Annotated in this window: 28 protein-coding genes; 8 read left to right on the plus strand and 20 right to left on the minus strand. The window is 32.6% G+C overall.

Annotated elements, in window-relative coordinates; genetic code table 11:
* Positions 1-3 precede the first annotated feature (3 nt).
* Both J5E45_RS13015 and J5E45_RS13020 read right to left on the minus strand, forming a co-directional pair.
* Entirely contained in the window at positions 4-522 is a 519-nt protein-coding gene (locus J5E45_RS13015; RefSeq protein WP_029378988.1) for a type 1 glutamine amidotransferase domain-containing protein, read from the minus strand.
* An 86-nt stretch (positions 523-608) separates the two neighbouring features.
* Positions 609-791 (minus strand): SE1561 family protein, encoded by a 183-nt coding sequence (locus J5E45_RS13020; protein WP_039069031.1) that lies wholly within the window; start codon positions 789-791, stop codon positions 609-611.
* A 256-nt stretch (positions 792-1047) separates the two neighbouring features.
* On the opposite strand from J5E45_RS13020, the gene yfkAB reads away from it, so the two are divergent.
* On the plus strand, positions 1048-2202 hold the full coding sequence (gene yfkAB / locus J5E45_RS13025) for a radical SAM/CxCxxxxC motif protein YfkAB (protein WP_069792529.1): 1155 nt from the start codon (positions 1048-1050) through the stop codon (positions 2200-2202).
* Positions 2203-2348: 146 nt separating this feature from the next.
* Here the strand turns inward: yfkAB and J5E45_RS13030 are convergent, their stop codons facing one another.
* The 3 genes from J5E45_RS13030 to J5E45_RS13040 form a co-directional block, all read right to left on the minus strand.
* Positions 2349-2870: an acyl-CoA thioesterase gene (locus J5E45_RS13030; RefSeq protein WP_039069028.1), complete on the minus strand. Its 522-nt coding sequence runs from the start codon at positions 2868-2870 to the stop codon at positions 2349-2351.
* 92 nt (positions 2871-2962) lie between these two features.
* Positions 2963-4201, minus strand: a complete 1239-nt coding sequence (locus tag J5E45_RS13035; RefSeq protein WP_039069026.1) for an aminopeptidase — start codon at positions 4199-4201, stop codon at positions 2963-2965.
* A 17-nt stretch (positions 4202-4218) separates the two neighbouring features.
* The gene (locus J5E45_RS13040; RefSeq protein WP_039069025.1) at positions 4219-4422 is read right to left on the minus strand and encodes a DUF1128 family protein; all 204 of its coding nucleotides are present in this window, start codon (positions 4420-4422) and stop codon (positions 4219-4221) included.
* 134 nt (positions 4423-4556) lie between these two features.
* On the opposite strand from J5E45_RS13040, the gene J5E45_RS13045 reads away from it, so the two are divergent.
* From J5E45_RS13045 to J5E45_RS13055, 3 genes are all read left to right on the plus strand, one after another.
* A complete protein-coding gene (locus J5E45_RS13045; protein ID WP_039069024.1) occupies positions 4557-5021 on the plus strand; it encodes a low molecular weight protein-tyrosine-phosphatase in 465 nt (154 codons plus the stop codon).
* A gap of 6 nt (positions 5022-5027) precedes the next feature.
* Positions 5028-5312 (plus strand): hypothetical protein, encoded by a 285-nt coding sequence (locus J5E45_RS13050; protein ID WP_069792527.1) that lies wholly within the window; start codon positions 5028-5030, stop codon positions 5310-5312.
* A gap of 351 nt (positions 5313-5663) precedes the next feature.
* The gene (locus tag J5E45_RS13055; protein ID WP_039069020.1) at positions 5664-6821 is read left to right on the plus strand and encodes a YihY/virulence factor BrkB family protein; all 1158 of its coding nucleotides are present in this window, start codon (positions 5664-5666) and stop codon (positions 6819-6821) included.
* 135 nt (positions 6822-6956) lie between these two features.
* Here J5E45_RS13055 and vraR read toward each other — a convergent pair whose 3' ends face one another.
* The 5 genes from vraR to map all read right to left on the minus strand — a co-directional run bounded on the left by vraR (position 6957) and on the right by map (position 10577).
* Positions 6957-7586, minus strand: a complete 630-nt coding sequence (gene vraR, locus J5E45_RS13060; protein ID WP_017723494.1) for a response regulator transcription factor VraR — start codon at positions 7584-7586, stop codon at positions 6957-6959.
* Positions 7576-8619: a sensor histidine kinase VraS gene (gene vraS, locus J5E45_RS13065; RefSeq protein WP_069792526.1), complete on the minus strand. Its 1044-nt coding sequence runs from the start codon at positions 8617-8619 to the stop codon at positions 7576-7578. The genes vraR and vraS overlap by 11 nt, the downstream gene beginning before the upstream one ends.
* Entirely contained in the window at positions 8616-9317 is a 702-nt protein-coding gene (gene vraT, locus J5E45_RS13070) for a cell wall-active antibiotics response protein VraT (protein WP_039069018.1), read from the minus strand. The genes vraS and vraT overlap by 4 nt, the downstream gene beginning before the upstream one ends.
* A 16-nt stretch (positions 9318-9333) precedes the next feature.
* Complete coding sequence (locus J5E45_RS13075) at positions 9334-9720, minus strand: hypothetical protein (protein ID WP_039069017.1); 387 nt, start codon at positions 9718-9720, stop codon at positions 9334-9336.
* Between the two features lie 104 nt (positions 9721-9824).
* Positions 9825-10577, minus strand: a complete 753-nt coding sequence (gene map, locus J5E45_RS13080; protein WP_039069016.1) for a type I methionyl aminopeptidase — start codon at positions 10575-10577, stop codon at positions 9825-9827.
* A 176-nt stretch (positions 10578-10753) separates the two neighbouring features.
* Here map and J5E45_RS13085 point away from each other — a divergent pair, with 176 nt between their 5' ends.
* Positions 10754-11743, plus strand: coding sequence for an FUSC family protein (locus J5E45_RS13085; protein WP_039069014.1), 990 nt, complete (start codon positions 10754-10756; stop codon positions 11741-11743).
* 158 nt (positions 11744-11901) lie between these two features.
* Here J5E45_RS13085 and gatD read toward each other — a convergent pair whose 3' ends face one another.
* Both gatD and murT read right to left on the minus strand, forming a co-directional pair.
* A complete protein-coding gene (gene gatD, locus J5E45_RS13090; RefSeq protein ID WP_069792525.1) occupies positions 11902-12624 on the minus strand; it encodes a lipid II isoglutaminyl synthase subunit GatD in 723 nt (240 codons plus the stop codon).
* Positions 12621-13940: a lipid II isoglutaminyl synthase subunit MurT gene (gene murT / locus J5E45_RS13095; protein ID WP_069792524.1), complete on the minus strand. Its 1320-nt coding sequence runs from the start codon at positions 13938-13940 to the stop codon at positions 12621-12623. Before murT ends, gatD begins: the two co-directional genes overlap by 4 nt.
* A 168-nt stretch (positions 13941-14108) precedes the next feature.
* On the opposite strand from murT, the gene J5E45_RS13100 reads away from it, so the two are divergent.
* Positions 14109-14612, plus strand: coding sequence for a ferritin (locus tag J5E45_RS13100; protein WP_039069009.1), 504 nt, complete (start codon positions 14109-14111; stop codon positions 14610-14612).
* Positions 14613-14907: 295 nt separating this feature from the next.
* The gene (locus tag J5E45_RS13105; RefSeq protein WP_039069008.1) at positions 14908-15462 is read left to right on the plus strand and encodes a 3'-5' exonuclease; all 555 of its coding nucleotides are present in this window, start codon (positions 14908-14910) and stop codon (positions 15460-15462) included.
* Positions 15463-15511: 49 nt separating this feature from the next.
* On the opposite strand, the gene dinB is transcribed toward J5E45_RS13105, so the two are convergent.
* The 7 genes from dinB to gatC form a co-directional block, all read right to left on the minus strand.
* Positions 15512-16582, minus strand: a complete 1071-nt coding sequence (gene dinB / locus J5E45_RS13110; RefSeq protein WP_039069007.1) for a DNA polymerase IV — start codon at positions 16580-16582, stop codon at positions 15512-15514.
* A gap of 204 nt (positions 16583-16786) precedes the next feature.
* Positions 16787-17338 (minus strand): DUF3267 domain-containing protein, encoded by a 552-nt coding sequence (locus tag J5E45_RS13115; protein WP_069792523.1) that lies wholly within the window; start codon positions 17336-17338, stop codon positions 16787-16789.
* 212 nt (positions 17339-17550) lie between these two features.
* Positions 17551-18912, minus strand: coding sequence for a 23S rRNA (uracil(1939)-C(5))-methyltransferase RlmD (rlmD, locus tag J5E45_RS13120; RefSeq protein WP_107549562.1), 1362 nt, complete (start codon positions 18910-18912; stop codon positions 17551-17553).
* A gap of 71 nt (positions 18913-18983) precedes the next feature.
* A complete protein-coding gene (locus tag J5E45_RS13125; RefSeq protein WP_017723481.1) occupies positions 18984-19901 on the minus strand; it encodes a diacylglycerol kinase in 918 nt (305 codons plus the stop codon).
* Positions 19902-20147: 246 nt separating this feature from the next.
* Positions 20148-21575: an Asp-tRNA(Asn)/Glu-tRNA(Gln) amidotransferase subunit GatB gene (gatB, locus tag J5E45_RS13130; protein ID WP_039069004.1), complete on the minus strand. Its 1428-nt coding sequence runs from the start codon at positions 21573-21575 to the stop codon at positions 20148-20150.
* A gap of 12 nt (positions 21576-21587) precedes the next feature.
* Positions 21588-23045: an Asp-tRNA(Asn)/Glu-tRNA(Gln) amidotransferase subunit GatA gene (gene gatA, locus J5E45_RS13135; protein WP_208182314.1), complete on the minus strand. Its 1458-nt coding sequence runs from the start codon at positions 23043-23045 to the stop codon at positions 21588-21590.
* A gap of 1 nt (position 23046) precedes the next feature.
* On the minus strand, positions 23047-23349 hold the full coding sequence (gene gatC, locus J5E45_RS13140) for an Asp-tRNA(Asn)/Glu-tRNA(Gln) amidotransferase subunit GatC (RefSeq protein ID WP_039069002.1): 303 nt from the start codon (positions 23347-23349) through the stop codon (positions 23047-23049).
* Positions 23350-23716: 367 nt separating this feature from the next.
* Between gatC and putP the strand changes: the two genes are divergently transcribed.
* Positions 23717-25252 carry a sodium/proline symporter PutP gene (putP, locus tag J5E45_RS13145; protein WP_208182315.1) on the plus strand — a complete coding sequence of 512 codons (1536 nt, stop codon included), beginning with the start codon at positions 23717-23719 and terminating at the stop codon, positions 25250-25252.
* Positions 25253-25346: 94 nt separating this feature from the next.
* On the opposite strand, the gene J5E45_RS13150 is transcribed toward putP, so the two are convergent.
* Complete coding sequence (locus J5E45_RS13150) at positions 25347-26552, minus strand: CamS family sex pheromone protein (protein WP_039068999.1); 1206 nt, start codon at positions 26550-26552, stop codon at positions 25347-25349.
* Between the last annotated feature and the right edge of the window lie 3 nt (positions 26553-26555).

Consider the following 26555-nt stretch of genomic DNA (forward strand, 5'->3'; position numbering starts at 1 on the left):
CGTTTAGTCATTAAGTTGATTTACAATCTCTCTATTGAAATCATCTAAATCGTCTGGTGTACGACTTGTAACAATATTATTATCTACAACTACAGATTCGTCAACGACTTGCGCTCCAGCGTTAGCTAAATCTTTACGTACATTTAATACTGCAGTCAATGTACGGCCATTTAAATCATCTGTATCTATTAAAATTTGTGGTCCGTGGCAAATTGCGAAAGTTGGAACGTCATTTTTAGTAAAGTATTTAGCAAATGTACCATATCTTCCTTCAGAATCTCCGCGCAAGTGATCAGGTGAAAATCCGCCAGGAATTAATAATCCATCGTAATCTTCAGGGTTGGCATCAGCAATGCTTAAATCTACTGTAACTTTCTCGCCGTGTTTACCGACTACTTCACTATTTGCTTCATCGCCAATTACAACAGTTTCATGTCCCGCTTCTTCAATTGCTTCTTTAGGACTTGTTAATTCGCTATCTTCAAATTCATTTGTTACTATGATTGCTACTTTTTTCGCCATGTTTAATCACCTTTCTCTATTTAGGTTCTACATTTAATATAGACTAAACAACTAGGTTTTAAACATATTTTTTTATTTTCATTTATTTATGCTTTATTTGAGTCTGAAGTGTTTGAGACAGTTTTAACCTTTTCTTCTAGTTGATCGAGTAAGCCAATCCACTCATCAATATCTTCCACTTTAACTTCATCTGGATTAACATGGTCAATGTCATCTATAAATTTTTCTAATCTCGCTTTTATTTGATCAATTGTTTGATTTTCATCCATTTTAAAAATGACTCCTTTTTTTATGATAGTTATATCCTAACATGGATTTGACAAATTTTGGTATAGTCTTAATAATATTAAATTGAATGTTTGGTTTATTTTACGTTTTTATTCCTCAAAATAATCATGTATAACTTATTTTGTAAACCACACTACTACCTGTAAAACAATTGATTTATTATGCTATGATTCAATTACTAATATATTCATTTTCAATTACCCCAAGTACAAAGTTAATAAAAAGGAAGTTTAATTTATGCTAAATTTACACGCTACTAATTCAAAGAAACCAATTTCAATCACTAACGACCCGTGGGAAGCTTATAATGATATACAAGCACACAATCGTTTGACGTTAAGTAATATAGAATTCACGACGACTAATTTATGTAATATGCGTTGTAGTCATTGTGCTGTTGGTTATACACTGCAAACAACTGACCCTGATCCATTACCTATGGACTTAATTTATCGTCGCCTTGATGAAATACCAGATCTTAAGACGATATCCATCACAGGTGGTGAGCCTATGTTTTCTAAGAAATCAATTAAAAATGTGGTTAAACCATTATTAAAATATGCTTATGACCGTGGTATATATACACAAATGAATTCGAATCTAACATTACCACTAGACCGTTATTTAGATATCGCTGAATATATAGATGTCATGCATATTTCCCACAATTGGGGTACCATCGATGAATTTACAGATGTAGGTTTTGGAGCCATGGATAAACAACCACCTTTAAAAGCGAAACTTAAATTATATGATCAAATGCTTACTAATTCTAGCACGCTTTCTGATCAAGGTATGTTTATTTCAGCAGAAACGATGTTAAATCAAAGTACTGTGCCACATCTTGAAAAAATTCATAAAGAAATCGTTAATGACATGAAGTGTAAAAGACATGAGATTCACCCTATGTATCCTGCAGATTTTGCAAGTCAATTAGATGTATTATCACTTAAAGACATGAAAACAGCGATACACCAACTTTTAGATTTACGCGACCCAGACTTATGGATGCTATTTGGTACACTACCAATTTATCCATGTATCAATGACGAAAATGACCAAGCATTACTACAACGATTACGTGATACGCCAAATGTTACTATGCGTAATGATCCGGATGGTAGAAACAGATTAAATGTTAATGTGTTTACAGGTAATGTTATCGTCACAGATTTTGGTGACGAAAACGGCACTATTTCAAATATTAAAAATGATAAATTACCCGATGTGTTTAGCCATTGGCTAAACTCTTCACTGGCACAATCACTCAACTGTCATTGTTCATCATTTAGTTGTCTTGGTCCTAATGTTCTTGTAAAAAACATGTATTATCCAAAAACTGATTTTAAAGAAAAAGAAAAAGAGATGCACACATTACACACAATGCTTTAAATACTAATCAAATGTATCGTATTGTTTTAATTCAATTAAAAAATGTGATGAACTCAAGTTATACTAATATGATCAAAAAGCGGCTAGGATCTTTAATGATCCTAGCCGTTTTTTAATCGTTATATTAGATTTCGTCGTTCCAATCCCTATTTCATACTTTGTGCTTTTGCTAAGAATGCTATCGTTTCTTTACTTTCATTTCTACGTTCTTTTCTACGTTTCACTCGTGCAAGCGCTGTGTCATGAAACCACATTTCAGTTTGTGTCTCTGGATAAACTTGAGGTACCTCTTGTGGTTTACCATCCTCATCTAATGCAACAAAAGTTAAAAAGCTTAACGCTGCTAAATGTCGCTCATTTCTTATAATATCTTCTATAATGATTTGTACACAAACCTCCATAGATGATTTGCCTGCATATGACACCATAGCTTCGTATGACACAATATCACCAGTCTTAATTGGTTTTAAAAAGTCTACGGAATCTGTTGAAGCTGTAACTACTTGAGAATTACTATGCTTAGTTGCAGTTATTGCAGAAATTTCGTCCACGTTTGCCATCAACATACCACCAAACATTGTGTGTAAATGATTTGTATCTTGTGGAAACACTTGTCGTTCCTTTATACTTCTTGATTCCGACATTGATTTACGTTTTACATTTCCCATAATATAATCCATTCCTTTGCTTTTAACTAATAAAAATCAGTGTTCTGAAATTACATCAAAACACTGTAAATTTATTTATTCAACATTGTATGTTACTTCGTCCAATTTCCTTGTTCAAATACTAGTTCTTCTTCATCATTTTGGGTAATTCCATAAATTGTTAAATCAGGCCCACCAATCATAAAGTCGACATGAATCAACGAATCATTAAGTCCACGTTCAATTTTTTCATCCGTTGTCATTTCTGTACCGCCTTCAACATTGAAAGCATATGCCGCCCCTAAAGCAATATGACAAGAAGCATTTTCATCAAATAAAGTGTTATAATAAATCGTGTTTCTATTTGAAATTGGTGAATCATCAGGTACAAGTGCTACTTCTCCTAGACGTTTTGCACCTTCATCAGTATTTAATAAATCACGTAGTACTGACTCACCTTTCTCGGCTTTAAAGTCAACTACAGCGCCATCTTTAAACGTTAACGTGAAATTATCAATAATATTACCATTATGACTTAAAGGCAATTTATTAGTAACATAGCCATTAACTTTCAATCGATGTGGCGCGGTAAAAATTTCTTCTGTAGGTATGTTTGCTACAAATGCTTGGCCATCGCTTGTATAACTTGTAGCATCTTCCCAAATATGACCATCAGGTAAACCAATCTCTAAATCCGTACCTTCTGACACATAATGAAGCGCTTTATAGTTTTTTAGCTGCAACCTTTCAGCATGTTGACTTAAATTATCGACGTGTGTTTGCCAATTCACGACTGGGTCGTTACCATCTACACGCACAATATCTAACACTTCATCAATAAATTTACTGTATGCGTCTGACTCAGATAATTCTGGATAGACACGTTTTGCCCATGCTTTAGATGGATATGCTGCTACACACCAAGGAAATTGATTTTTTTGACTCGCTTCCATATAACCTTTATATGCCATTGAGTACTGTCTTTGAAATGCAGATAGTTTATCACCATCTATACCATTTAATAAATCAGGATCTTTAGTAATTAGAGCAAGATTTGCCGCGCCTCTTTTCACATAATCCATACGCTTTTCCACTTCATAAGATTTAACTTCATTTTCCTCAAAATGTTGTACCGTCTCATACTCAAATTTCAAGCGTGATAATCTATCATCACTGTATTCTACTTTAACATCAGACGCACCACGTTTATAAGCAGCTTCTACTATGTAATGTGTTAGTTCAAGTGCATCAACACTCGAGCGAATAAATACTGGTTGATCTTTTTGAACATTCATACCTACACCTACTAAAAGTTCGGCATATTGTTTAAGTTTATCTTGTAATTGAGTCATATGTACTCACTCCATTCTTATTGACGAATCTGACCAAGAGCCTCTGCGATAGCCGATGCTTCACTTGGCGTAAATGATGCCTTTGATGTTACATAATCATAAATTTCACGAATTTCTTGTTCATCTGCTGTTTTAAACTTTTCAGGATCAATCACACTTTGATTCACAAGATTTAAGCGTCCTCTTATTTCATCTATCATTTGTTCATTACTATTTGCCAAATTATTCACCTCTTTTTTATTCATTTTATCAAATTTAACTACCTTGTAAAACTTTTATAATAATTACCCCTTTAGAAATGATTGAAAAAGCTTTAAAATGGGAATGAGGATTATATAAATTTGGAGGTACTCGTATGACAACTGTAGCATTTGTATGTCTAGGTAACATATGTCGCTCACCCATGGCAGAAGCCATTATGCGTCAAAAGTTACTTGATAGAAACATTCAAGATATTAATGTATCCTCTAAAGGTACAGGAAAATGGAATTTAGGAGAACCTCCTCATGAAGGTACTCAGGCAATTCTAAACTCGCATAATATACCGTTTGACGGTATGATTAGCGAATTGTTTCAACCTACTGATGACTTTGACTATATCATTGCAATGGATCAAAGTAACGTAGAGAACATTAAACAAATCAACCCTAACATTAAAGGTCAATTATACAAACTATTAGACTTTAGTGATATGGACGAAACTGATGTGCCAGACCCTTATTATACAAATAATTTCGAAGGTGTTTATAAAATGGTACAATCATCTTGTGATAATTTAATTAATTTTATAATTAAAGATGCAAATTTAAGAGAGGGGTAAAATATAATGAAAAACAAATTAATTCCAGGAGTATTAATAGGTGCCGTCATCGGAGGCGCAGCAACATTAGCAGATAAATCAACTAGACAGTCTTTAAAACAATCTATCAAAGATAGAAAAGAAGGCAACCGTTCTCAAAAACCATCTGCAATTAATAATATAAAAGATGAAGTGTTTTATTGGAAAGATGTTGTTGAAGAAATCAGACGCAACAATCCTGAATTAGAACGCTCAATAAAAGACGCTAAAAACACATTTGTTGAACGTAAAAACAATCGTTTAAACGGCTAATAAAGTCTCTGAATTAAACATTTAGGTATTGCATGTTGATTGGTTATTAATGAAAACTAAAATTCAAAGTTAGTAATTTTATATTGATACAACGCATAGTAATAATTGATATTAAAATACTAAGTATTATTTATTTTAATTTTTTAGATATCAATAAGCCTAAATCAGGGCGAAACATGAAATCAAATTAAAATTTTGATTTATGTCTCGCCCTTTTTTATATTATTTTATAATTTACAATATTATCTAAAACTATTATTTTCTCTTTTATAGTAAGAATATGGCAACACATATTTACCTTATTATCATTTTAAAGTATATTAAAAATATAAATACATAAGGAGTTTTGATATGTCTAAAAAAGAAAAAACTAATTCTAACTTTTTAAATTCCGCTAAAGAGCTGGAAAAAAAGAACTCGTCCGAAAAGAATGGTGAACAGATTAAGCGTGATCGTACATATATTACACCTGACGAATTCAAATCTAAATCGCCCAAAAAGGACAATCAAGCGTTCTTTGTATCCCGTATTAATAAACCAGCAAAATATACCAAAGATTCTAATTTTTTCTCTTATTTGGTGTATAGAATAGGTAAGGATGACGCATCTGGCTTATCTGCACAACTGTCTTATTATTTCATGTTATCTCTATTCCCAATGCTATTATTTTTACTATCAATTGTTCCTGTAGTTGGTGTAAAACAATCTACTATTAGAGATATAATTAAAGATCATGTGCCACCTGCTTATGCTTCACAGGTAGCTGACATCATTGGGGATATCATGGGTAATGCCAGCGGCAGTATTTTATCTGTAGGTTTGATCTTAGCATTATGGTCAGCATCAAATGGAATGACTGCATTAATGAATTCATTTAATGTTGCCTATGACGTTGAAGACAGTAGAAATTTTATCGTTTCAAAATTACTTAGCGTTTTATTTACATTAGCAATGATAATTGTTATGCCAGTAGCACTTGTATTACCAACATTTGGCCAACAAATCGGTGACTTATTATTTGGTCCCCTAGGACTTGGAGAGCAAGTAAAATGGGTGTTTGATACGATTCGTTTTGTTCTTCCAGTAATTGTCGTATTGATTGCTTTCATGGTCTTATATACCTTAGCTCCAAATGTTAAAATTAAGTTAATGTCTGTAATACCTGGTGCTATCTTTGCAACAGTAGTTTTCTTAGCTGGTTCATACTTATTTGGTATCTATATATCTAATTTTTCCAACTATTCTAGAACATACGGTAGTATTGCCGGCATTATTATATTAATGCTTTGGTTATATATTACTGGTTTCATTATCATTATAGGTGCTGAAATCAATGCAATTTTCCACCAACGAAAAGTTGTGATTGGTAAGACACCTGAAGAAGAAACTTTTGAGGAAATCAAGCAAAACCATGCTACTTCTGAACAACAAGAATTAAAACCAGAACAAAATTCAGAAGATGTAAACTTAGATGCTGATTCGAACAATAGCAAAAATAATAATCAATAAGTTTTGACAATTCTACAATAGCTAAATTTATAGGAACTGACAGAAATCTGTGTTATATAAAAATAAAGGCTAAAACATGACGTATTAAATGATTACGTTTCTGTTTTAGCCTTTATTTATTAAATACTTTATAACTTATTGAATTAAGTTATGTTGAAAAGCGTAAATAACAGCTTGCGTTCTATCTTGCACTTCTAATTTACTTAAAATATTACTTACATGTGTTTTAACCGTTTTAATTGTAATATGTGAAGCACTTGCAATTTCTTGGTTTGAATAGCCTTTTGCAATTAACAATAATATTTCCATCTCACGCTCTGTTAGCATTTCATATAATTCTGCGCGTTGTTTCATCCTATTTCTCATCTTAACTAAAACTTCCGCTTCAAAAACCGACTCATTATTATAGGTTTTTCTGATTGCTTCTGCAATATCACTAGCGCTTGTTGTTTTTAAAATATAACTATCCACTCCTGAATCAAGCGCACGATATACTTCGTTATCTTCTATATAACTTGTAAGCATGACTACTTTCATATGAGGTAAATCTTTTTTCACTTGTTCGGTTGCTTCAACACCGTCCATATCATCCATTAATAAATCCATTAATATTAAATCTGGATTCAATTGGTGTGCCTTTTCAATTGCTTCCTTTCCGGACTTCCCTTCTCCTACAACATCAATATCTGGTTGTGTTGATAAATAGCTAGATATTCCAATTCGGACCATTTCATGATCATCCACAAATAAAACTTTAATCGGCATATGAATCCTCCTTATTTAATGGGGCTTTAACTTCAATTCTAGTACCTGCGTCAGGTAACGATACAATATGAAATGTGGCACCAATCTCAAGTGCACGTTCACGCATATTTTTCAAGCCATAACTTTGTTCTACTTTATCATCTACATTAAAGCCTTTACCATTATCTTGTATTCTTAATAATAAGTAATCATCTCTATTGAATAACTCTATAGTCACTTTAGTTCCTTTTGAATGTCTTAATGTATTAGATATAGCTTCTTGTGTAATTCTAAATAAATGGTCTTCAATGCCTTTAGGCACTTTAAATTCCTCTATATCATATACAACTTTCATCGGTACTTTTTTCTGTAAATCTACAACTAAATCTTTGATACCTTCACCAAGTGATTTATCTTTCAAACCTATAGGTCTTAAATGTAGTAATAAAGCTCTCATCTCTAATTGAGAATCTTGTATCATTTTTTCTAGCACTGGGATTTGTTGATCCAATGGTGCTTCTAATTTTGTTTCTTTTATTGCTGATAACATCATACTAGCTGCGAACAACTGTTGGCTCACGGAATCATGTAATTCACGTGCCAACCTTTGTCGTTCATCCTCAATAATTTTTTTAACTTTTACGTCATTAATATTATATGATTCATTAGTTAAATTTTGCGTTTTCATCCTTAATTTATGTACTTCTTGATTTAAAGGAACTAACGTTTGATATAACTCGATAGTTTCATTGTACAATTCAATATTTTGGTCATTTATACCTACAGTTTGCCCTTCTATTGATCTTTCTATCTGGTCTTTTAACCAATGGTTTTGTTGATTAATTTTATAGGCTAATACAGAACCTACAATAATACACAGTAAAATAACCATTAAGTTTAGAAATAGTAAGACGGGAATCCCAAATATTTGCGTATAAAACATACCTTGAAAGTACATGATGTTAACAAATACTTTATCTATAAAAAATATAGCAAAAAACGTACTATAAACTAATATCAACATTGAACCTATTGCTCTAATGTAGTGATTCATTTATAAACCACCTCAACATCGCCCAAGAAGGACGAAACATAAATGTTCACAGCATAATTATCTTCTTTAGTCTCCTCAACAATCTTGATATTATTATTCTCAACTTTGTAAGACGTTTCATTTACATAGGCATTACCATACAACGTTGTGAAATGTAAGATTATATTGTAGTTCAATGGTACGATAATTTGTACTTTTCCAATAATATGACGGATAACTAGAGTATTATTCTCCTTAATATTAGCAGCTTTTGACATATCAATATGAATATCTCCAATACCATGTTGTACTTGAATATCTTCCCACTTATAAACATATACAGGCGTACGTTGTTCACCAAACCATTTTTGCTTTATAAAATCTGGCGTATCTACCTCTTCTTCAGTAGCAGTAATCTTCAATGGTCTAAATCTATAAATAATATATCTTACGATTAATACAATTAAAAATACAAATAAAATTATAATTGTGTATTTATTTGAAAGTAACGTAAACGCAATCAATAATACCCCTATCCAAAACGAGAGTAGTCCACGTACTTTATGAAAATAAATATAACCTACATAAACTAAAATACAACCAAGTAATAAGACAAGTAAAAAGCCAATTTTTTCAAAGAAAATATAGTAAAAATTGGCAATAATCATCAATGCTGTAAAAACAATAAGCATCTCTGTCGATATATATTTATGAGTCATGTTTCGCCACCTTTCTTCAAGCGACTAAACTAATGCGTTCGATTAAATCACACTCAGTTTCAATATTTGCTCTTTCAACTGCTTGTTGTGATAGATCGGATTCGATTCGAGCGTAGTCTGCTTCCATTTCATTTAAGTCGTTTTTTATTCTATCTATTTCGATATCCTCAATCTCTTGAGCGCAATAAATGTAATCTTCATCTATCATTTCAATATATTTGTTTTCTAATGATAAAGTTAAATTATCAATTAATTTTCCTACATAAACTTTTCTTTCGATTAAATAATTTATGTACATTTCAATACTTCTTAATTTTCTATCTAAATATTGTCTATATTCTACTAAACTAGTGTAAAAAGTGTTTTTAGTCATTTTTTCTAAGTAAGTCTTAATATAATTCATAGAATCACCTCATGATTGATTAAATTCTATTATAAAAAACATCCGGAACCTTTAATATAGGCTCCGGAACCATCTTATATTAGGACTTTAGACCGAAACACTATCTAATCTATTTTAGTAGTTAATACTGGTCCATCTTTTGTCACAATGACAGTATGTTCAATTTGAGCCACAAAACTTTTATCTTTGGTTTCAAACGCCCATTCATTTTTCCCTTCAGTAACATAAGTTGCCTTTGTAGAAATAAATGGCTCTACTGCTATGACTGTACCTTCTTTTAGTAATGTTTTGTCTTTTGGTTCATAATAGTTCATCACGTGGTTTGGCGCTTCATGCAATGATTGTCCAACACCGTGCCCAGTTAAGTTTTTTATTACAGTAAGGTTGTTTTTACGGGCTGTTGCATGCACTGCTTTACCAATTTGGCTAAGTTTTGCGCCAGGTTTAATTCTTGTCATAGCTGCTTCAAAAGCTTCTAATGCTACATCACAAACTTTTTGTTTCAATGGATTATCGGCTTCACCAACAACAAATGAAATACCTGTGTCTGCATAATAACCGTTTTTCAAGGCAGACACATCAATATTCACTAAATCACCTTCGTTTATTTTACGTTTACCAGGAATGCCGTGTGCAACTTCTTCATTTACACTAATACATGTTTGGCCTGGGAAGTTTTCATCGTGGATTGGTGCTGAGATTGCACCATGTTCTTCAAACAATACTTTTGCTATGTCATCTAACTCTTTAGTAGTTACACCGGGTTTAGTAGCAGCTTGCATTTTATCTCTAATTAAAGCACATATGTAACCAATATCTTTTAAAGCTGTTAATTCTTCTTCTGTTTTTACGATCATATTATCCCGTTCCTTTTTATAAATTATATTCTCCCTTATTATAGCAGAATTTTTTTGATATAATAAATTAGAAAATTTTAACATGTATAGTTTAACATTTTATGGAAAGAATGACATGACTACTTTTAATATTTCATATTGATTTGGCTACTATACATACCATTAGGAGTTTTTCTATGAATGACATTTGGTATAAAAAGATTATCGGTGCACGAACAATCAAAACAGGATTAGCTACATTTTTAACTGCATTTTTCTGCTTAGCCTTAGATTTAAACCCTATTTTTGCAATTTTAACAGCAATTGTTACAATTGAACCAACTGCTAAAGCTTCTCTGAAAAAAGGTTATCGAAGACTGCCAGCAACTATTATTGGCGCATTATTTGCCGTAATATTTACTTTTATCTTCGGTGATCAATCACCTTTTGCTTATGCTTTTAGTGCAACATTCACAATCATTTTATGTACCAAGTTAAACTTACACGTGGGTACAACTGTCGCTACACTAACTGCAATGGCCATGATTCCAGGTATTCACGATGCTTATTTCTTTAATTTCTTTTCCAGACTTTTAACAGCCATAATAGGCCTTGTAACTGCAGGTCTTGTGAACTTTATTATTTTACCTCCGAAATATTATGATCAGTTAGAATCTTCAATAAATACTTCTGAACGTAAAATGTATGCTCTTTTTGATTTAAGAATGCGGCAACTTTTACTTGGTAAATTCACCAAAAGCGCACCTTATCGTCAATTAAATGCTTTGGTCGACATCAACCAAAAAGTAGAAACGTTATTGGCTTACCAAAAAGATGAACTTAGTTACCATAAGCATAATGACTCTGACTGGTTACGGCTAAAGTCATTAACAACTAGATCACACACAAACAGATTATTTATAACTCATTTGTCCAATTTAGTGTACTTACCAAAAGATACTATTGTAACATTTACGCACGATGAAAAATTGGCCATCTTATATATTGCACAAAGTATAAATAATATCTATACGACTGGCCATTTTGAACGCCAACCACGCCACGCTTCATTACTCAAAACATCAGTCAAAGGTTTAGATGAGTTTGATGAAAATCAAATTAAAAGTCATATCATCTATGAGATATTATTAATTTATCGAATCTTAGACCATCGTTTTGCCTCATAAATTATAATTAGTTAATCATTATACGATAGCGTGAGTATTCAGCTAATTATACATATAAAAAGAGTGGTACAGAAATCGTTTTTGACTAAAATGATTTCTGTACCACTCTTTTTTGCATAATTTGTAGTCTACCCTATCGCATTACTATAAACGTTTAATTAATTGTTTTTCTGTACACGCTCAACAATGACTTGTTTAGCAGCTTCTTCTTCTGTATTATCCACTTGTTTAGGCTCAAATTCTATACCTTTGCGCTCACAAGCTTTCTCTAACAAGTAATCTGTAATTTCATGATTTTTTGGTAAAATTGGACCATGCAAATACGTGCCTAAGAGATTTTTGTAATGTATACCTTCTGCCGCTTCATCATCGTTATTACCGTAACCATGTGTTACTTTCCCTAAAGTGCCATAGGAATGGTACGTGCGCCCGCCGTGATTTTCAAAGCCAACAATTGTACCAAAAGTCTCGCTTTGTATAACGATATCACCAGTTAGACGTTCTTTTTGTGATTCTGTATAAAAGTCTAATATATCTAAGCCAGCGAGTTCTGTACCATCAGGAGTGATATATTTAGTTCCCAAAAATTGATACCCTCCACAAATCGTTAGACCTGGCATACCATCTTCTATTGCTGCTTTTAAAGCATTTTTAATTTTGCTTAACTCTTTTGTTGCAAGAGTTTGTTCTCTATCACTTCCACCACCGATAAAGAATATATCACAACCATCTAAGGTGATACCTTCTGTTTCATTAACATCTACAACATTTAATTTAATATTTCTTAATTTGGCACGTTGCTTTAATGCTATAATGTTACCTATATCACTATATAAGTTTAATTTGTCTGGCATAAAGTGGTAAATCGTTAATTCATTCATTTCACTTTGACCTCCTCAAATGAGTGGTTTAATTGTTCTAGCATTGGTGCAAGTGAAGTATAATTTGGAATTGCCACGGTGAAACTTTCTTTATAATCCATTGTTTTAGCCGTAGCTATATATATATCTTTTTCCAAAATGATTGGAACATTAACACCAGCAAGTTTCAATCTTAATTGCAATTCCTCAGCACGCGTACCTGTCACAATAATTGCTTCAATCTGCTGTCTGGTTAATTTTTCAAAATCAGCATCATATATCCATGATGTATCTCTACCATCGGCAGCATTATCATTTAAACTCAATACATAAACTTTACTACCAGTTAATTGTTCTCCCACAGATAAGCTTGCATTCATTCCAGCAGGGTTTTTGGCAAGATTAATCATTGCCTCTTTGCTATCTTTTTTAAAATATTGCATACGGCCATTGTCAGAAGTATAAGTTTCAAAACCTTGTCGTATACCTTCATCATCTAAACCTAATTCTCTTAAGACTGTGTATGCTGCTATCGCGTTATACGCGTTAAAATCACCAGCTATTTTCATATTAAATGTAGTAGTTCCTACATCTAAATTAATAAATGGCGTAAGTGTAAACTGAGATACTTCGTATTTTGTATCTTCACGTTTAAATCCGCATTCACAATGATAGTGTCCAATTTGATTATATTGTACATAATCATAATGTAATAAGCGGCCACAGTTTGGACAATAACGACTTTCATTCATTGTACTTTGCTCAAATTCATGTGCGTGTGCTTTCATCCCATAATAAACAACTGTATCACTAGCTATTTTTAATCTACTTACAAATGGATCATCCGCATTTAACAGCAACTTAATTCCCTTATTATTAATTGCGTTTGCTATGTTATTGACCATAATATCGATTTCGCCAAAACGGTCCATTTGGTCTCGGAAGAAATTCGTAACAACCATCATTGTCGGTGTTACTTCATTAAGCACTCTTGGAATTGACCCTTCATCTATCTCAATAACTGCAATTTTTGTATCTTTATTATTTTGCAAAATAAAAGCTGACGTTATGCCAGCAGCCATATTTGCGCCTTCATTATTATGTATAATTTCAATATCATTAGCTCTTAATGTATGACCGATTAAATTCGATGTCGTCGTTTTCCCATTTGTTCCACTAATGAAGACAATCTCATCAACCTGAGAAGCTAATTTTCGTAATATATTTTTATCTATTCTTCTAGCAACTTGACCTGGCAAATCTGTACCTTTTTTACCGGCTACTCTACTCGCTTGCCTAGCCATTTTTGCTAATCGGGTTGCAGTCCAATGTCTCATATACTTCCTCCTCTACTCTTCACTAGAATATTATAACATGATTATGTTGTATTCCAAACAATTCTAAATCTAAATTACTATAGCATTTTTACTATCTGTGTTACGTATAATTTACTACTATGAATAGTTTTGATATACTTAAAAAAAAGCATTGGAGGCTTATTAATTATGTTAAATGAAGACTTATTGAATGCGTTAAATGAACAAATGAATCATGAATTTTACGCAGCTCATGCATATATGGCTATGGCTGCTTTCTGTGATGACAATTCTTATGAAGGATTTGCTAACTTCTATATCCAACAAGCGAAAGAAGAACGTTTCCACGGTAAAAAAATATACGACTACATTAATGATCGTGGTGGCCATGCGCTCTTCAGTTCTATTCCTGCACCAAAAACAGAGTTCTCAAGTATTTTAGAAACGTTTAAAGATGGTTTAGCGCAAGAGCAAGATGTAACGCGTAGATTTTATAATTTATCTGATTTAGCTAATAAAGATAAAGACTACGCAACAATTTCTTTCTTAAATTGGTTCTTAGATGAACAAGTTGAAGAGGAAGCTATGTTTGAAACACATATCGATTATTTAAATCGTATCGGTGATGACAGTAATACACTTTACTTATACGAAAAAGAATTAGCTGCACGTTCTTTCAACGAGGACGCTTAAACTTTCTTGGACATTAAACAGTAAGTAAGATATTTGTGCCACGATATTATTCAAGCATAAATATCTTATTTTTATACTCCATGCCTAACTTTGGCACATCATAAAAGGGAAAAGTCTAAGAATCAATTTTTGTTAAAATGATTTTTATGCTAATCCCTCTTTTTTATATCTTTCCACAATTAGTAATATTTAAACAAACTATTAATGCCACTTCGAATAGTCTTATTAACTTGACTAGTTAAGCATATTTATATAAAGTCATTACATATTAATATTAAGAAAGGAACCATATAAAATGACTTCAGATGCCTTTATTGCTTTAGATTTTGAAACAGCAAATGGGAAACGAACGAGTATTTGTTCGGTTGGTATGGTTAAAGTTATTAACCATCAAATAACAGAAACGTTTAACACCCTTATTAATCCTAATGACTTCTTTTCACAACAAAATATTGCAGTACACGGTATTCATCCCGAGGAAGTTGCAGATGCCCCTACTTTTAAAACTGTGTATCCATACATGTTGAAATTTATAGGTGATTTACCAGTAGTAGCGCATAATGCGGCTTTTGATATGACTGTGTTACACGAAAGTATTAGAGCATTGGGAATTGAAACACCATGCATGACTTATTTTTGTTCACTTCAATTATCACGAAGAACAATTCATAACCACCGTTATGGTTTAAATTATATGATGCAATATTACAATTTAGACTTTCACGGACACCATGATGCACTAAATGACGCTAAAGCTTGTGCTATGATCACATTTAGACTTCTAAAACACTATGACAATTTACCAAGTATGCTTAAGGTATATGGTAAAGATCTTAGAGATAAAGACTAAATATTATTAAGACATATAATTTGATGAAACTATATAACAATAAACACCTTTAAATATAATCATAAATTGTCATGTTTTCGAATGTAGCTTTTTCTAGGTTCCCAACAGTCACCCCTATAAGTCTAATAGGTGTATCGGAATCTTTTAATTCAGTATATAAACTATAAGCAATATTATAGATATCCGTCTCGTTCCGAACAGGATCACGTAAGCTACGTTGCTTAGATAATGTTTCAAATTTAAATGTCTTTATTTTAACAGTTACTGTTTTACCTGATTTATGCAATTTAGCTAACCGTTCTGCTGTTTTATTACTTAACTCCCAAACTTTTTGTAATATTTCTTCATCATCGTTCATATCAGTAGCAAACGTTCGTTCAGTACCAACAGACTTTCTAATTCTCGTTGATTTAACTGGATTATGATCTATGCCCCTTGCCTTGTTATATAAACCATGACCTCTTTTACCAAACAGCCTAATCAGTTCTCGCTCGCTTTGATCATACAAATCCTGTCCCGTATATATATTATGCTCATGCATTTTTCCCTTCGAAGCCTTTCCAACACCTGGGAAGTCACCAATGTCTAACTCCATTAATATCTTGTGTACATTGTGGTAATCAATTACAGTTAAGCCGTTCGGTTTGTTCATTCCACTAGCCAACTTTGCTAGAAACTTATTGTAAGAAACACCTGCTGAAGAAGTAAGTTGTGTCGCTTCAAAAATATCTCTCCGTATATATTGTGCAATATGAGAAGCAGGTAAATCCGGTCTAACAAGGTGTGTAATATCTAGATAGGCCTCATCTAATGAAAGTGGTTCAACTATGTCAGTATAACTTTTAAAGATATTCATAATTAGTTCTGATGCTTCTCTATAAGCTTCAAATCGAGGCGTCACGTAATATCCGTTAGGACAAAGTTTATGTGCCTGAGCGGTGGGCATTGCAGAATGGACACCATATTTTCTTGCTTCATAAGATGCTGTAGAAACAACGCCTCTACCACTTGCTTTACCACCTACAATAACTGGTTTCCCTTTTAATTTAGGGTTATCCCTCATTTCAACTTGCGCAAAAAAATAGTCCATATCAATATGAATAATTCTTCTCTCTGACAATTACCTCACCTCCTCTTTTTATGCTAGTATTAATTCTTTCTATTACTTATATCTTACAATTTACTATATTTTAATTCTTCAAATTTGCTCATTAAAAAAGAGCTAGTCCTAGTTATTGAAATAAATACTGAACGTATCGTCAATATATATTTTAATACTAGAATCCTAACTCTTTAATTAAAAATGATTTATATTAAATATATGCTATTTTGCTTCTGTTTGTAACTCCTGGACTGAAGCTTTAGTGTAAAATATAATACCATCTTCGGTGTCTTCAATCAATTGCACATTTTTATTGAATGCGCCTGATAGAAAGTACAAATCCAACACACAATATCCTATATGGAAACATGCAATAAATATAAGTGATGAATATGCAAAGAAAGAAAATAGTATTAATAATGCACTTGTAATGATGACTAATGGAGCTAACATGATGCTGATGTACTGCCATTTTTTGAAATAAACATTTGGCATATGTGTTGTCATTAAACCTAACCGAATACGATATGTAGGTTTATTACCTTTTGAAAATATTCGAAACATAACGTTGTGAATAAATTCATGTAAGAAGTATACAACTGCAAAACCTATTATACCAAGCAGCAAATTTAAAACAATATTCTGTTCAATAATATGTGTCATTGAATAAGCCAATTTATAAGATACTAAAATGCTAATCATCACAATTGTAAATTGAAATAAGATAAAGCCTTCAAGCGCCTTTTTGCTCGAAAACAAATCAATTTTGAACATCAGTCAACCCTCCATGTCATTCGTTATTACCTAGAGTATACAACGATTATCTCCACTAATAAAGGGCTTTTCAAGAAAGTTAGTTGCTTGTAATTAAATTTTAACAAACTTACTCAACTTGCAATAATCTGCAATACTCAGTAAACAACTAATTAATTAATTTCACAATTACTATATATAACAAAACATCACATTAATCTAATGGGTTAAACTTAAAGTCGTTCAAATTGTGCAACAGTTTCAACATGTGTCGTATGTGGGAACATATCTACTGGTGTGATTTGCGTTAATTTATAATGTTGTGCTAGTAATTGAGCATCGCGTTGTTGTGTGGATGGATTGCAGGAAATATAGACAATCTTTTTGGGTTTTAATTCTAATAATGTTTCCAAAAATGTTTCGTCGCACCCTTTGCGAGGTGGATCAACCATTACTACATCTGGTTTAATTCCTTCCGATTCCCATTTTAAGATAACTTCTTCAGCTTTGCCACAGACAAAAGTAGTATTTTCGAATTGGTTTATAGTCGCATTTAACTGTGCGTCTTTAATTGCCTCAGGAACAACTTCAACACCATAAACATGTTTCGCTTTCGGAGCCATGTATAATCCAATAGTTCCAATCCCGCAATACGTATCAAGCACAACTTCTTCACCTTGTAGTTCTGCATATTCTATAGCGCGTTGATATAATTTTTCAGTTTGTATTGAATTAATTTGATAAAATGATTGGTCATTTATTTTAAATGTAACATCAGATAATGTATCTTCAATCTCATCTTTTCCATATAAAGTATATGAGTCATTTCCCATAATCACATTAGAATGTGTCGTATTTATATTTTGTTTAATACTGACAATTTCCGGAAAGGTAGCAATTAATCTATCTGTTATGATGTCACTTTGTTTAAATTTTTTACCGTTTGTGACAAATATAACCATTAATTCTCTTGAGTGGTGCCCAGTCCTAATGACAACATGTCGCATTAAGCCTTGTTTTTGACGTTCATTATAAACGCTAACATTAAGTTCATTAAACCATGCTTTAACCTTGTTTATTACGTCTTGATGTAAACTGTCCTGTATTAAACATTCATCCATATCGATTATGTCATGACTACGTTGACGATAAAATCCGGTTATTACTTCATGCTCATTATTTTTACCTACTGGAATTTGGGATTTATTTCTGTAATACCAAGGATTATCCATCCCGACTGTATCATGTATCACAACATCTTTAAATCCTGCTTTACGTTGGAATAAATTTATTACTTGTTCTTTTTTCATATCTAATTGCGCTTGATAAGTCATATGCTGTAATTGGCAACCACCACATTTATAATAATATATACATGGTGGTTCTACCCGAGATTCACTTTGTTCTTTAATAGTTATTAATTTACCTATAGCAAAATTCTTTTTCACTTTAATCACTTTAAATTCAATTACTTCATTAATTAACGCATTAGGAACAAAAACAGGATAACGATCGAATTTAACAACACCATGACCTTCATGTGTTAAATCTACAACTTTCCCCTCTACGACTTCGTTTTTTTGAATTGCGTTCATTATTTCACCCCACACTAAAAGAGGTTAGGAATATTTATAGACTGACCTAACCTCGTAGTTTATTATATATTTTATTGTTCAACTATTTCTTCGTTCTGTATGTCACTCGGTGTAAACACTTCAATGTGTTGTTTTAAATTCAAGAAGTTACCGGGTAATTTGCCACCATACTCACCGTCTACATTAAGTTGCATATCAGTAAAGGATGAAATGCTTATAGATTTCGCTTTCTTATAATGGACTTTTGGATGTTTTGTATGCTCACCTCTAGATGCTAAAGTCATTATATGACCAAGCTCTGCAAGGTTCGCTTTTTCAACGATAATTAAAGTAAAATAACCATCATCTAATTTCGCATCGGGTACTAATTTCTCGAAACCTGCCATCGAATTTGTCAGGCCAAGTAAAAATAAAAGCGCTTCGCCTTGAAATAATTCATCATCATATTCAATGCGGATATCTACTGCTTTCATTTGCGGTAACATTTCAAAACCTTTTATATAATATGCAAACGGTCCAACGATGGATTTTAATTTACTCGGTGTTTCATATGAGACTTGGGTTAATTGTCCTCCTGCAGCTAAATTAATAAAATAGCGACTATTCATTTTCCCTATATCTACACGCGTAATGTGACCTTCAATGATGACGTCAATGGCGCTCATTATGTCAGTAGGTAAATGTAACGCACGACCAAAATCATTAACAGTGCCCATTGGAATGATACCTAAACTCGGTCTATTGGCTTTTTCTGCTATACCATTAATGACTTCATTTAAAGTGCCATCGCCTCCTGCAGCTATAAGTACATCGTAATTTTGTTCTAAGCAACGTGTCGCTTCTGTTGTAGCATCTCCGACTTTTTCAGTTGCATAAGCACTTGTTTCAAAGCCTGCTTTTTCTAATTTAATTAAAACATCTGGTAATGTACGTTTAAAAAGTTCTTTTCCAGATGTTGGGTTATAAATGATTCTAGCTCGTTTTCTCATAATTTATCCCTCAACTTCGTATACTCATTACCTATATTAAATGATTTACATAGATGATAAAAGCATTTTAGGTTAAATTTTAAAGAAAATATAGAACGAAGGATATATAAATTGGAAGTGGAACTTTAAGTTACTACCAATATAATGATTAAGGCTGAGACAATTAAATTGTCTCAGCCTGTACTGCTAGTCATAGTTTTAACACACATAATAATTTAGTAATTATAAACACTTATGTTCTAACTATTATCTTTTATCTAATTCTTGTTTCAATAATTGATTAACTAATTGTGGATTTGCTTGACCTTTTGAAGCTTTCATAATTTGACCAACTAAGAAGCCCATTGCTTTACCTTTACCATTTTTATAGTCTTCAATTGATTGCTCATTATTATCTAATGCTTCATTTACAAATTTAAGAAGTGTCGCCTCGTCAGAGATTTGGACTAAACCTTTATCTTCCATAATTTGTTTGGCATCTCCGCCATTTTCAGCAAGTTCTGGGAATACTTTTTTAGCAATTTTACTGCTCATTGTGCCATCTTCGATTAATTTAATCATACCAGCTAAGTTTTCAGGAGTTAATTTAGTATCTAATAACTCAATTTGGTTTTTATTTAAATACTCATTCACCCCGCCCATTAACCAGTTAGAAGTCAATTTGATGTCAGCACCTTGTGCTACAGCACCTTCGAAGAAATCTGACATTTCCTTAGTAAGTGTAAGTACATGCGCGTCATATGCTGGTAAACCAAATTGGTTAACATATTTTTCTTTTCTTTCATCTGGTAATTCTGGAATTGTTTGGCGCACACGTTCTTTCCATTCATCATCAACATATAAAGGAACAATGTCTGGTTCAGGGAAGTAACGATAATCATCAGAACCTTCTTTAACACGCATTAATAATGTTTTACCATTTGATTCATCAAATCTACGCGTTTCTTGAAGGATTTCTCCCCCGTTTAATAATTCTTCTTCTTGGCGTTTTTCTTCATATTCTAAACCTTTACGTACATATGTAAAGGAGTTTAAGTTTTTAAGTTCTGCCTTTGTACCAAATTCTTCTTGGCCATATGGACGTAAAGAAATATTAGCGTCACAACGTAGCGAACCTTCTTCCATCTTACAATCAGAAACGCCTGTGTATTGAATAATAGAACGTAATTTTTCTAAATATGCATACGCTTCTTGCGGAGAACGAATGTCTGGTTCAGATACAATTTCAATCAATGGTGTACCTTGTCTATTTAAATCTACTAAAGAATAACCATCTTTATGAGTTGATTTACCAGCATCTTCTTCCATGTGCAAACGTGTGATACCAATACGTTTTGTTTCTCCATCAACCTCGATATCAATATAGCCGTTTTCACCAATTGGTTGGTCGAACTGAGATATTTGATATGCTTTTGGATTATCTGGATAGAAATAGTTTTTACGGTCAAATTTTGATTCCGTAGCAATTTCCATATTTAATGCCATTGATGCTCTCATAGCCCAATCAACTGCACGTTTATTTACTACTGGCAAGACACCAGGATATGCAAGGTCAATTACATTTGTATTTGAGTTCGGTTTCGCTCCAAAATGCGCTGGTGATGATGAGAACATTTTAGAATCTGTTTTCAACTCAACATGGACTTCTAGCCCAATAACTGTTTCAAAATGCATGATTTCCACTCCTTATAATTTTTCGTATTCATTATGAAAATTGAATTGTGTTTCGTATTGGTAAGCGACACGGTACAATGTTTTTTCATCAAAAGGTTTACCAATAAATTGCAAGCCAATTGGTCGACCATTTGATTGTCCACATGGTACAGAGATACCCGGTAATCCTGCTAAGTTTACAGGAGTTGTTAGTAAATCATTTGCATACATTGTAAGTGGATCATCAATTTCTTCACCTAAATTAAATGCAGTAGTTGGTGTAGTAGGGCCTACTACAACATCATAATTTTCAAAAATACGATCAAAGTCATTTTTAATTAAAGTTCTAACTTTTTGTGATTTTTTGTAGAAAGCATCATAATATCCTGAGCTTAATGCAAATGTACCTAAAAAGATACGACGTTTAACTTCGTCACCGAACCCTTCACTTCTAGACATTTTATATAACTCTTCTAATGAATTAGCTTCAGGTGAATGATAACCATATCTTATACCATCAAAACGAGATAAGTTTGATGATGCTTCTGATGATGCAATAACATAATAAGATGGAATACCATACTTCGTATTAGGTAAGGAAACTTCTTCAACTGTTGCACCTAATGATTTAAGTGTTTCGACCGCTTCCTTTACTGAAGCTTTAACTTCATTAGACACGCCGTCACCTAAATATTCACTTGGTAAAGCTACTTTAAGTCCTTTTATATCTTTTCCTATATCAGCTGTATAATCAGCATCTTCAACTGGAGCACTTGTTGAATCATTTTCGTCAACGCCTGTAATAGCTTCTAACACTAATGCATTATCTTTTACCGTACGTGTTAATGGGCCAATTTGATCTAATGACGATGCGAATGCAACAAGACCAAAACGAGACACTCGTCCGTATGTTGGTTTCAGACCTACGATACCACAGTACGCAGCTGGTTGACGGATTGAGCCACCAGTATCTGATCCTAAACTAAAAGGTACTAAACCTGCTGCCACTGCTGCTGCTGAGCCACCCGATGAACCACCTGGAACCGCAGTATGGTCGAATGGATTTACTGTTTTTTTGTAATAAGATGTTTCTGTTGAACCACCCATTGCAAATTCATCCATATTCAATTTACCGATAAGCACCGCATTTTCATTATGTAATTTATTCATTACAGTTGATTCATAAATCGGTACAAATCCTTCTAGCATTTTACTAGCACAAGTTGTTTCCACGCCTTCGGTGATAATGTTATCTTTAATTCCCATAGGTATACCAAATAACTTACCTTCCATTTGATCCTTAGCTTGTAATTCATCAAGTTCTTGTGCTTTCTTAATTGCATTTTCTTTATCTAACGCAAGAAATGATTTAATAGTTGGATCCGTTTCTTCAATTGCATCGTAAATGTCACTAACAATTTGTGATGGTTTTATTTCTTTGTTTTTGATTAAGCTGATTAAATTCTCCACAGATTCATAACGGATCCTCATCTTAAGCGTCCTCCTCATTCATGATAGATGGTACTTTGAATTGTCCATCTTCCGTCTCTTTAGCATTTTTTAATGCAAGTTCTTGGGGAATGCCCTCGATTGCTTTATCTTCACGTAACACATTTTGTAAATCTAGTACATGATATGTTGGTTCAATGTTACTTGTATCCGCTGTATCTATTTGGTTAGCAAAGTTTAAAATACTTTCTAAAGTGTTTTGCATTTCTGCAGATTCATCTTCAGTAATTTGAAGTCTTGCTAAATTAGCGATGTGTTCAACTTCTTCTCGTGTAACTTTAGCCATTAATAAAAGCCTCCTTTTTACTCATTCATTACAAAATTGTACCAAAATTCCGCCCAAAAATCTAAGTTTTTCAACAATATACGCAAATTAAAGCGATTTAATTTCTCTAGTTGTGCTATTTAATATCTAATTTTCAATATATTCATTTACCTTATCTATATTTTCCTTATATTAGAATGCATAATAAATCACAAAAATTTATAGTAAGTGTATCATTACAATACAAATTTGTAAGCGCTTAACAATATATTGCGAAAAGCAATATATTGTTATAATTTAAAATAGCACTACTCTATTTATAAATTTTATTGTATAATCATTCATGTACAACAAATTAATAGATAAAGACAAAGGGAGAAGATGAACCATGCTGATTTTGGGCACTTCATTAGCCAACCAAGTTCAGGCGAGTTGGCAGACTTATATTATGATTGTAATATATTTCATTATACTACTCGTTATTGGTTACTATGGATATAAACAGTCTACAGGAAATTTAAGTGAATTTATGCTTGGAGGCAGAAGTATTGGTCCTTATGTCACTGCTCTTTCAGCAGGTGCATCGGATATGAGTGGTTGGATGATTATGGGGTTACCTGGCTCTGTGTATAGCACTGGTCTTTCAGCAATGTGGATAACAATTGGTCTATCTTTAGGCGCATATGTGAACTACTTTGTCGTAGCCCCTAGGTTGAGAGTTTATACTGAACTCGCAGGTGATGCGATTACTTTGCCAGATTTTTTCAAAAATAGGCTTAATGACCAAAATAATTATATAAAAATTATTTCTGGTTTAATTATCGTAGTTTTTTTCACTTTATATACACACTCAGGTTTTGTTTCAGGTGGCAAATTATTCGAAAGCGCTTTTGGCATGAACTATCATTGGGGGCTTATTATAGTAGCAGCTATTGTCATATTTTATACTTTCTTTGGAGGTTATTTAACTGTTTCTATTACAGACTTCTTCCAAGGAGTTATCATGTTAATTGCTATGGTTATGGTACCGATTGTTGCTCTTATAGAGCTCAGCGGTTTAGATACGTTTAGACAAGTAGCTGAAATGAAACCGACAAATATGAATTTATTTAAAGGTACGACAGTATTAGGTATTATTTCATTGTTTGCTTGGGGCTTAGGTTATTTTGGCCAGCCACATATCATCGTTAGGTTTATGTCTATTAAGACACATAAACTATTACCTAAAGCAAGACGACTTGGAATTAGTTGGATGGTTATAGGTTTGTTAGGCGCTGTCGCAGTTGGACTTACTGGTATTGCCTTTATTTCTGAACGCAATATTCAATTAGAAGACCCTGAAACGCTATTTATAGTTATGAGTCAGATTTTATTCCACCCACTTGTAGGTGGTTTCTTATTAGCAGCGATATTGGCAGCAATCATGAGTACAATATCATCTCAATTACTTGTAACTTCTAGTTCATTAACTGAAGATTTTTATAAATTAATTCGCGGCGAAGATAAAGCTAAAGAACATGAAAAGGAGTTCGTTCTAGTTGGCAGATTATCTGTATTATTAGTAGCTATTGTTGCTATTTGGATTGCTTGGTCTCCAAACGATACTATTTTAAATTTAGTTGGAAATGCTTGGGCAGGATTTGGCGCTGCTTTCAGTCCTTTAGTTATTTTCTCGTTATACTGGAAAGGTTTATCACATGCAGGGGCTTTATCTGGAATGATTACAGGCGCAGTAGTCGTTATTATTTGGATTGCTTGGATAAAACCTTTAGCTACTATCAACGAAATATTTGGTATGTATGAAATAATTCCTGGTTTCTTTGCAAGTGTGATTGTTACTTACCTAGTAAGTAAATATACTAAAAAACCTGGAGATTTTGTCGAAAAAGATCTCAATAAGGTCAAACAAATTATTAAAGAATAAACACTTTTAAATTATTTATATGATATAAAGACGCCCTACAAGATTGACATAAATTGACAATCTTGCAGGGCGTTAATTCAATATATTCTATTTACTAATTATTATTTTTATAAATATGAACTTGTGGCTCTTTATCATCTTTTGATTTACTAATTAAGGCTTTTGGGTTATTACCATCCTTTATATGGATCTCATATTCATCAATATCATCAAAATATTTTTCTGCTTGTTCTGTCACATACTGTGTAATACCAATTGTTTCTGCTTTACCATAATAATCGATTGGTACATCGACAGATAATTGTTTTGCTTCTTTTTTATCAAATTTAACCGTTCCAACTGCTTGAGTAAAGTTATTAAAATAAGTTTGTAAATTATCATTAAATTGTTTGAAATCGTTGTTCAAGTTTTCATCTAAATCGTCTGCTTCTTGTGAAGGTAATAAGGCTGTTTTTTGGTTAATATCTTTCCAGTCATTGATGCGAGTTTTGCCTTCTTCGACAGTTGTACCAGTAATAAACTCGCCAGGTACAATTGAATTTTCACCAGTTTGCTTGTATATAGCAAAATGAATTGGTATATCTTTCAATTCTTTATGCTCACGAATTCTAGATAAAATTTCGCCAGCCATTTGCTTACCTTGTTTTTTAATTTCTTTATCATCTAAATCTTTACTATAAGTTTCGCCATCTTTTTCCTTTTGATAATAGTATGTACTATTCATAGCTAAGCCTATTGTCATGCCTTTAATTTTTTCACCTTTAGTATCACCGCTACCATAAAAATCCTGCTCTAAAATATTAGATAAATAGGCTGGTGAATTTTTAGCAATTTTTTCAGGGTCTGTTTCACCATTATGAGAAGGGTTAAGCCCTAAATTCTCATTTGCTTTTTTCTCTTTACGCTCGTCTTCATCCATTTTATCTACTTCTGCTTTTGTATACTTTGGACTTAAGAATGCATTAATTGTATCTTTATCTAAGTATTGGCCATCTTGATATAAATATTCGTCTGTTGGAAACACACTTTTACTTAAATCTAGAAGCCCATTTTCAAAGTCTTCTCCATTATAGCTATTAGCCATATTATCTTGTAATAATCCTCGAGCCTGACTTTCTTTAAAAGGTAAAATTGTTCTGTAATTATCACCTTGTACATTTTTGTCTGTAGCGATTTCTTTTACAGAACCCGATTCTTGTTGTTCATTATCATTAGATTTTTCTTTTGGTTTTTCTTCATTTTGACCACACGCTGATAATACAAAAATTGCTGAAATGAATAATATTATCGTTCTTTTCATGCA

Source organism: Staphylococcus shinii, from assembly GCF_017583065.1.
GTDB lineage: Bacteria > Bacillota > Bacilli > Staphylococcales > Staphylococcaceae > Staphylococcus > Staphylococcus shinii.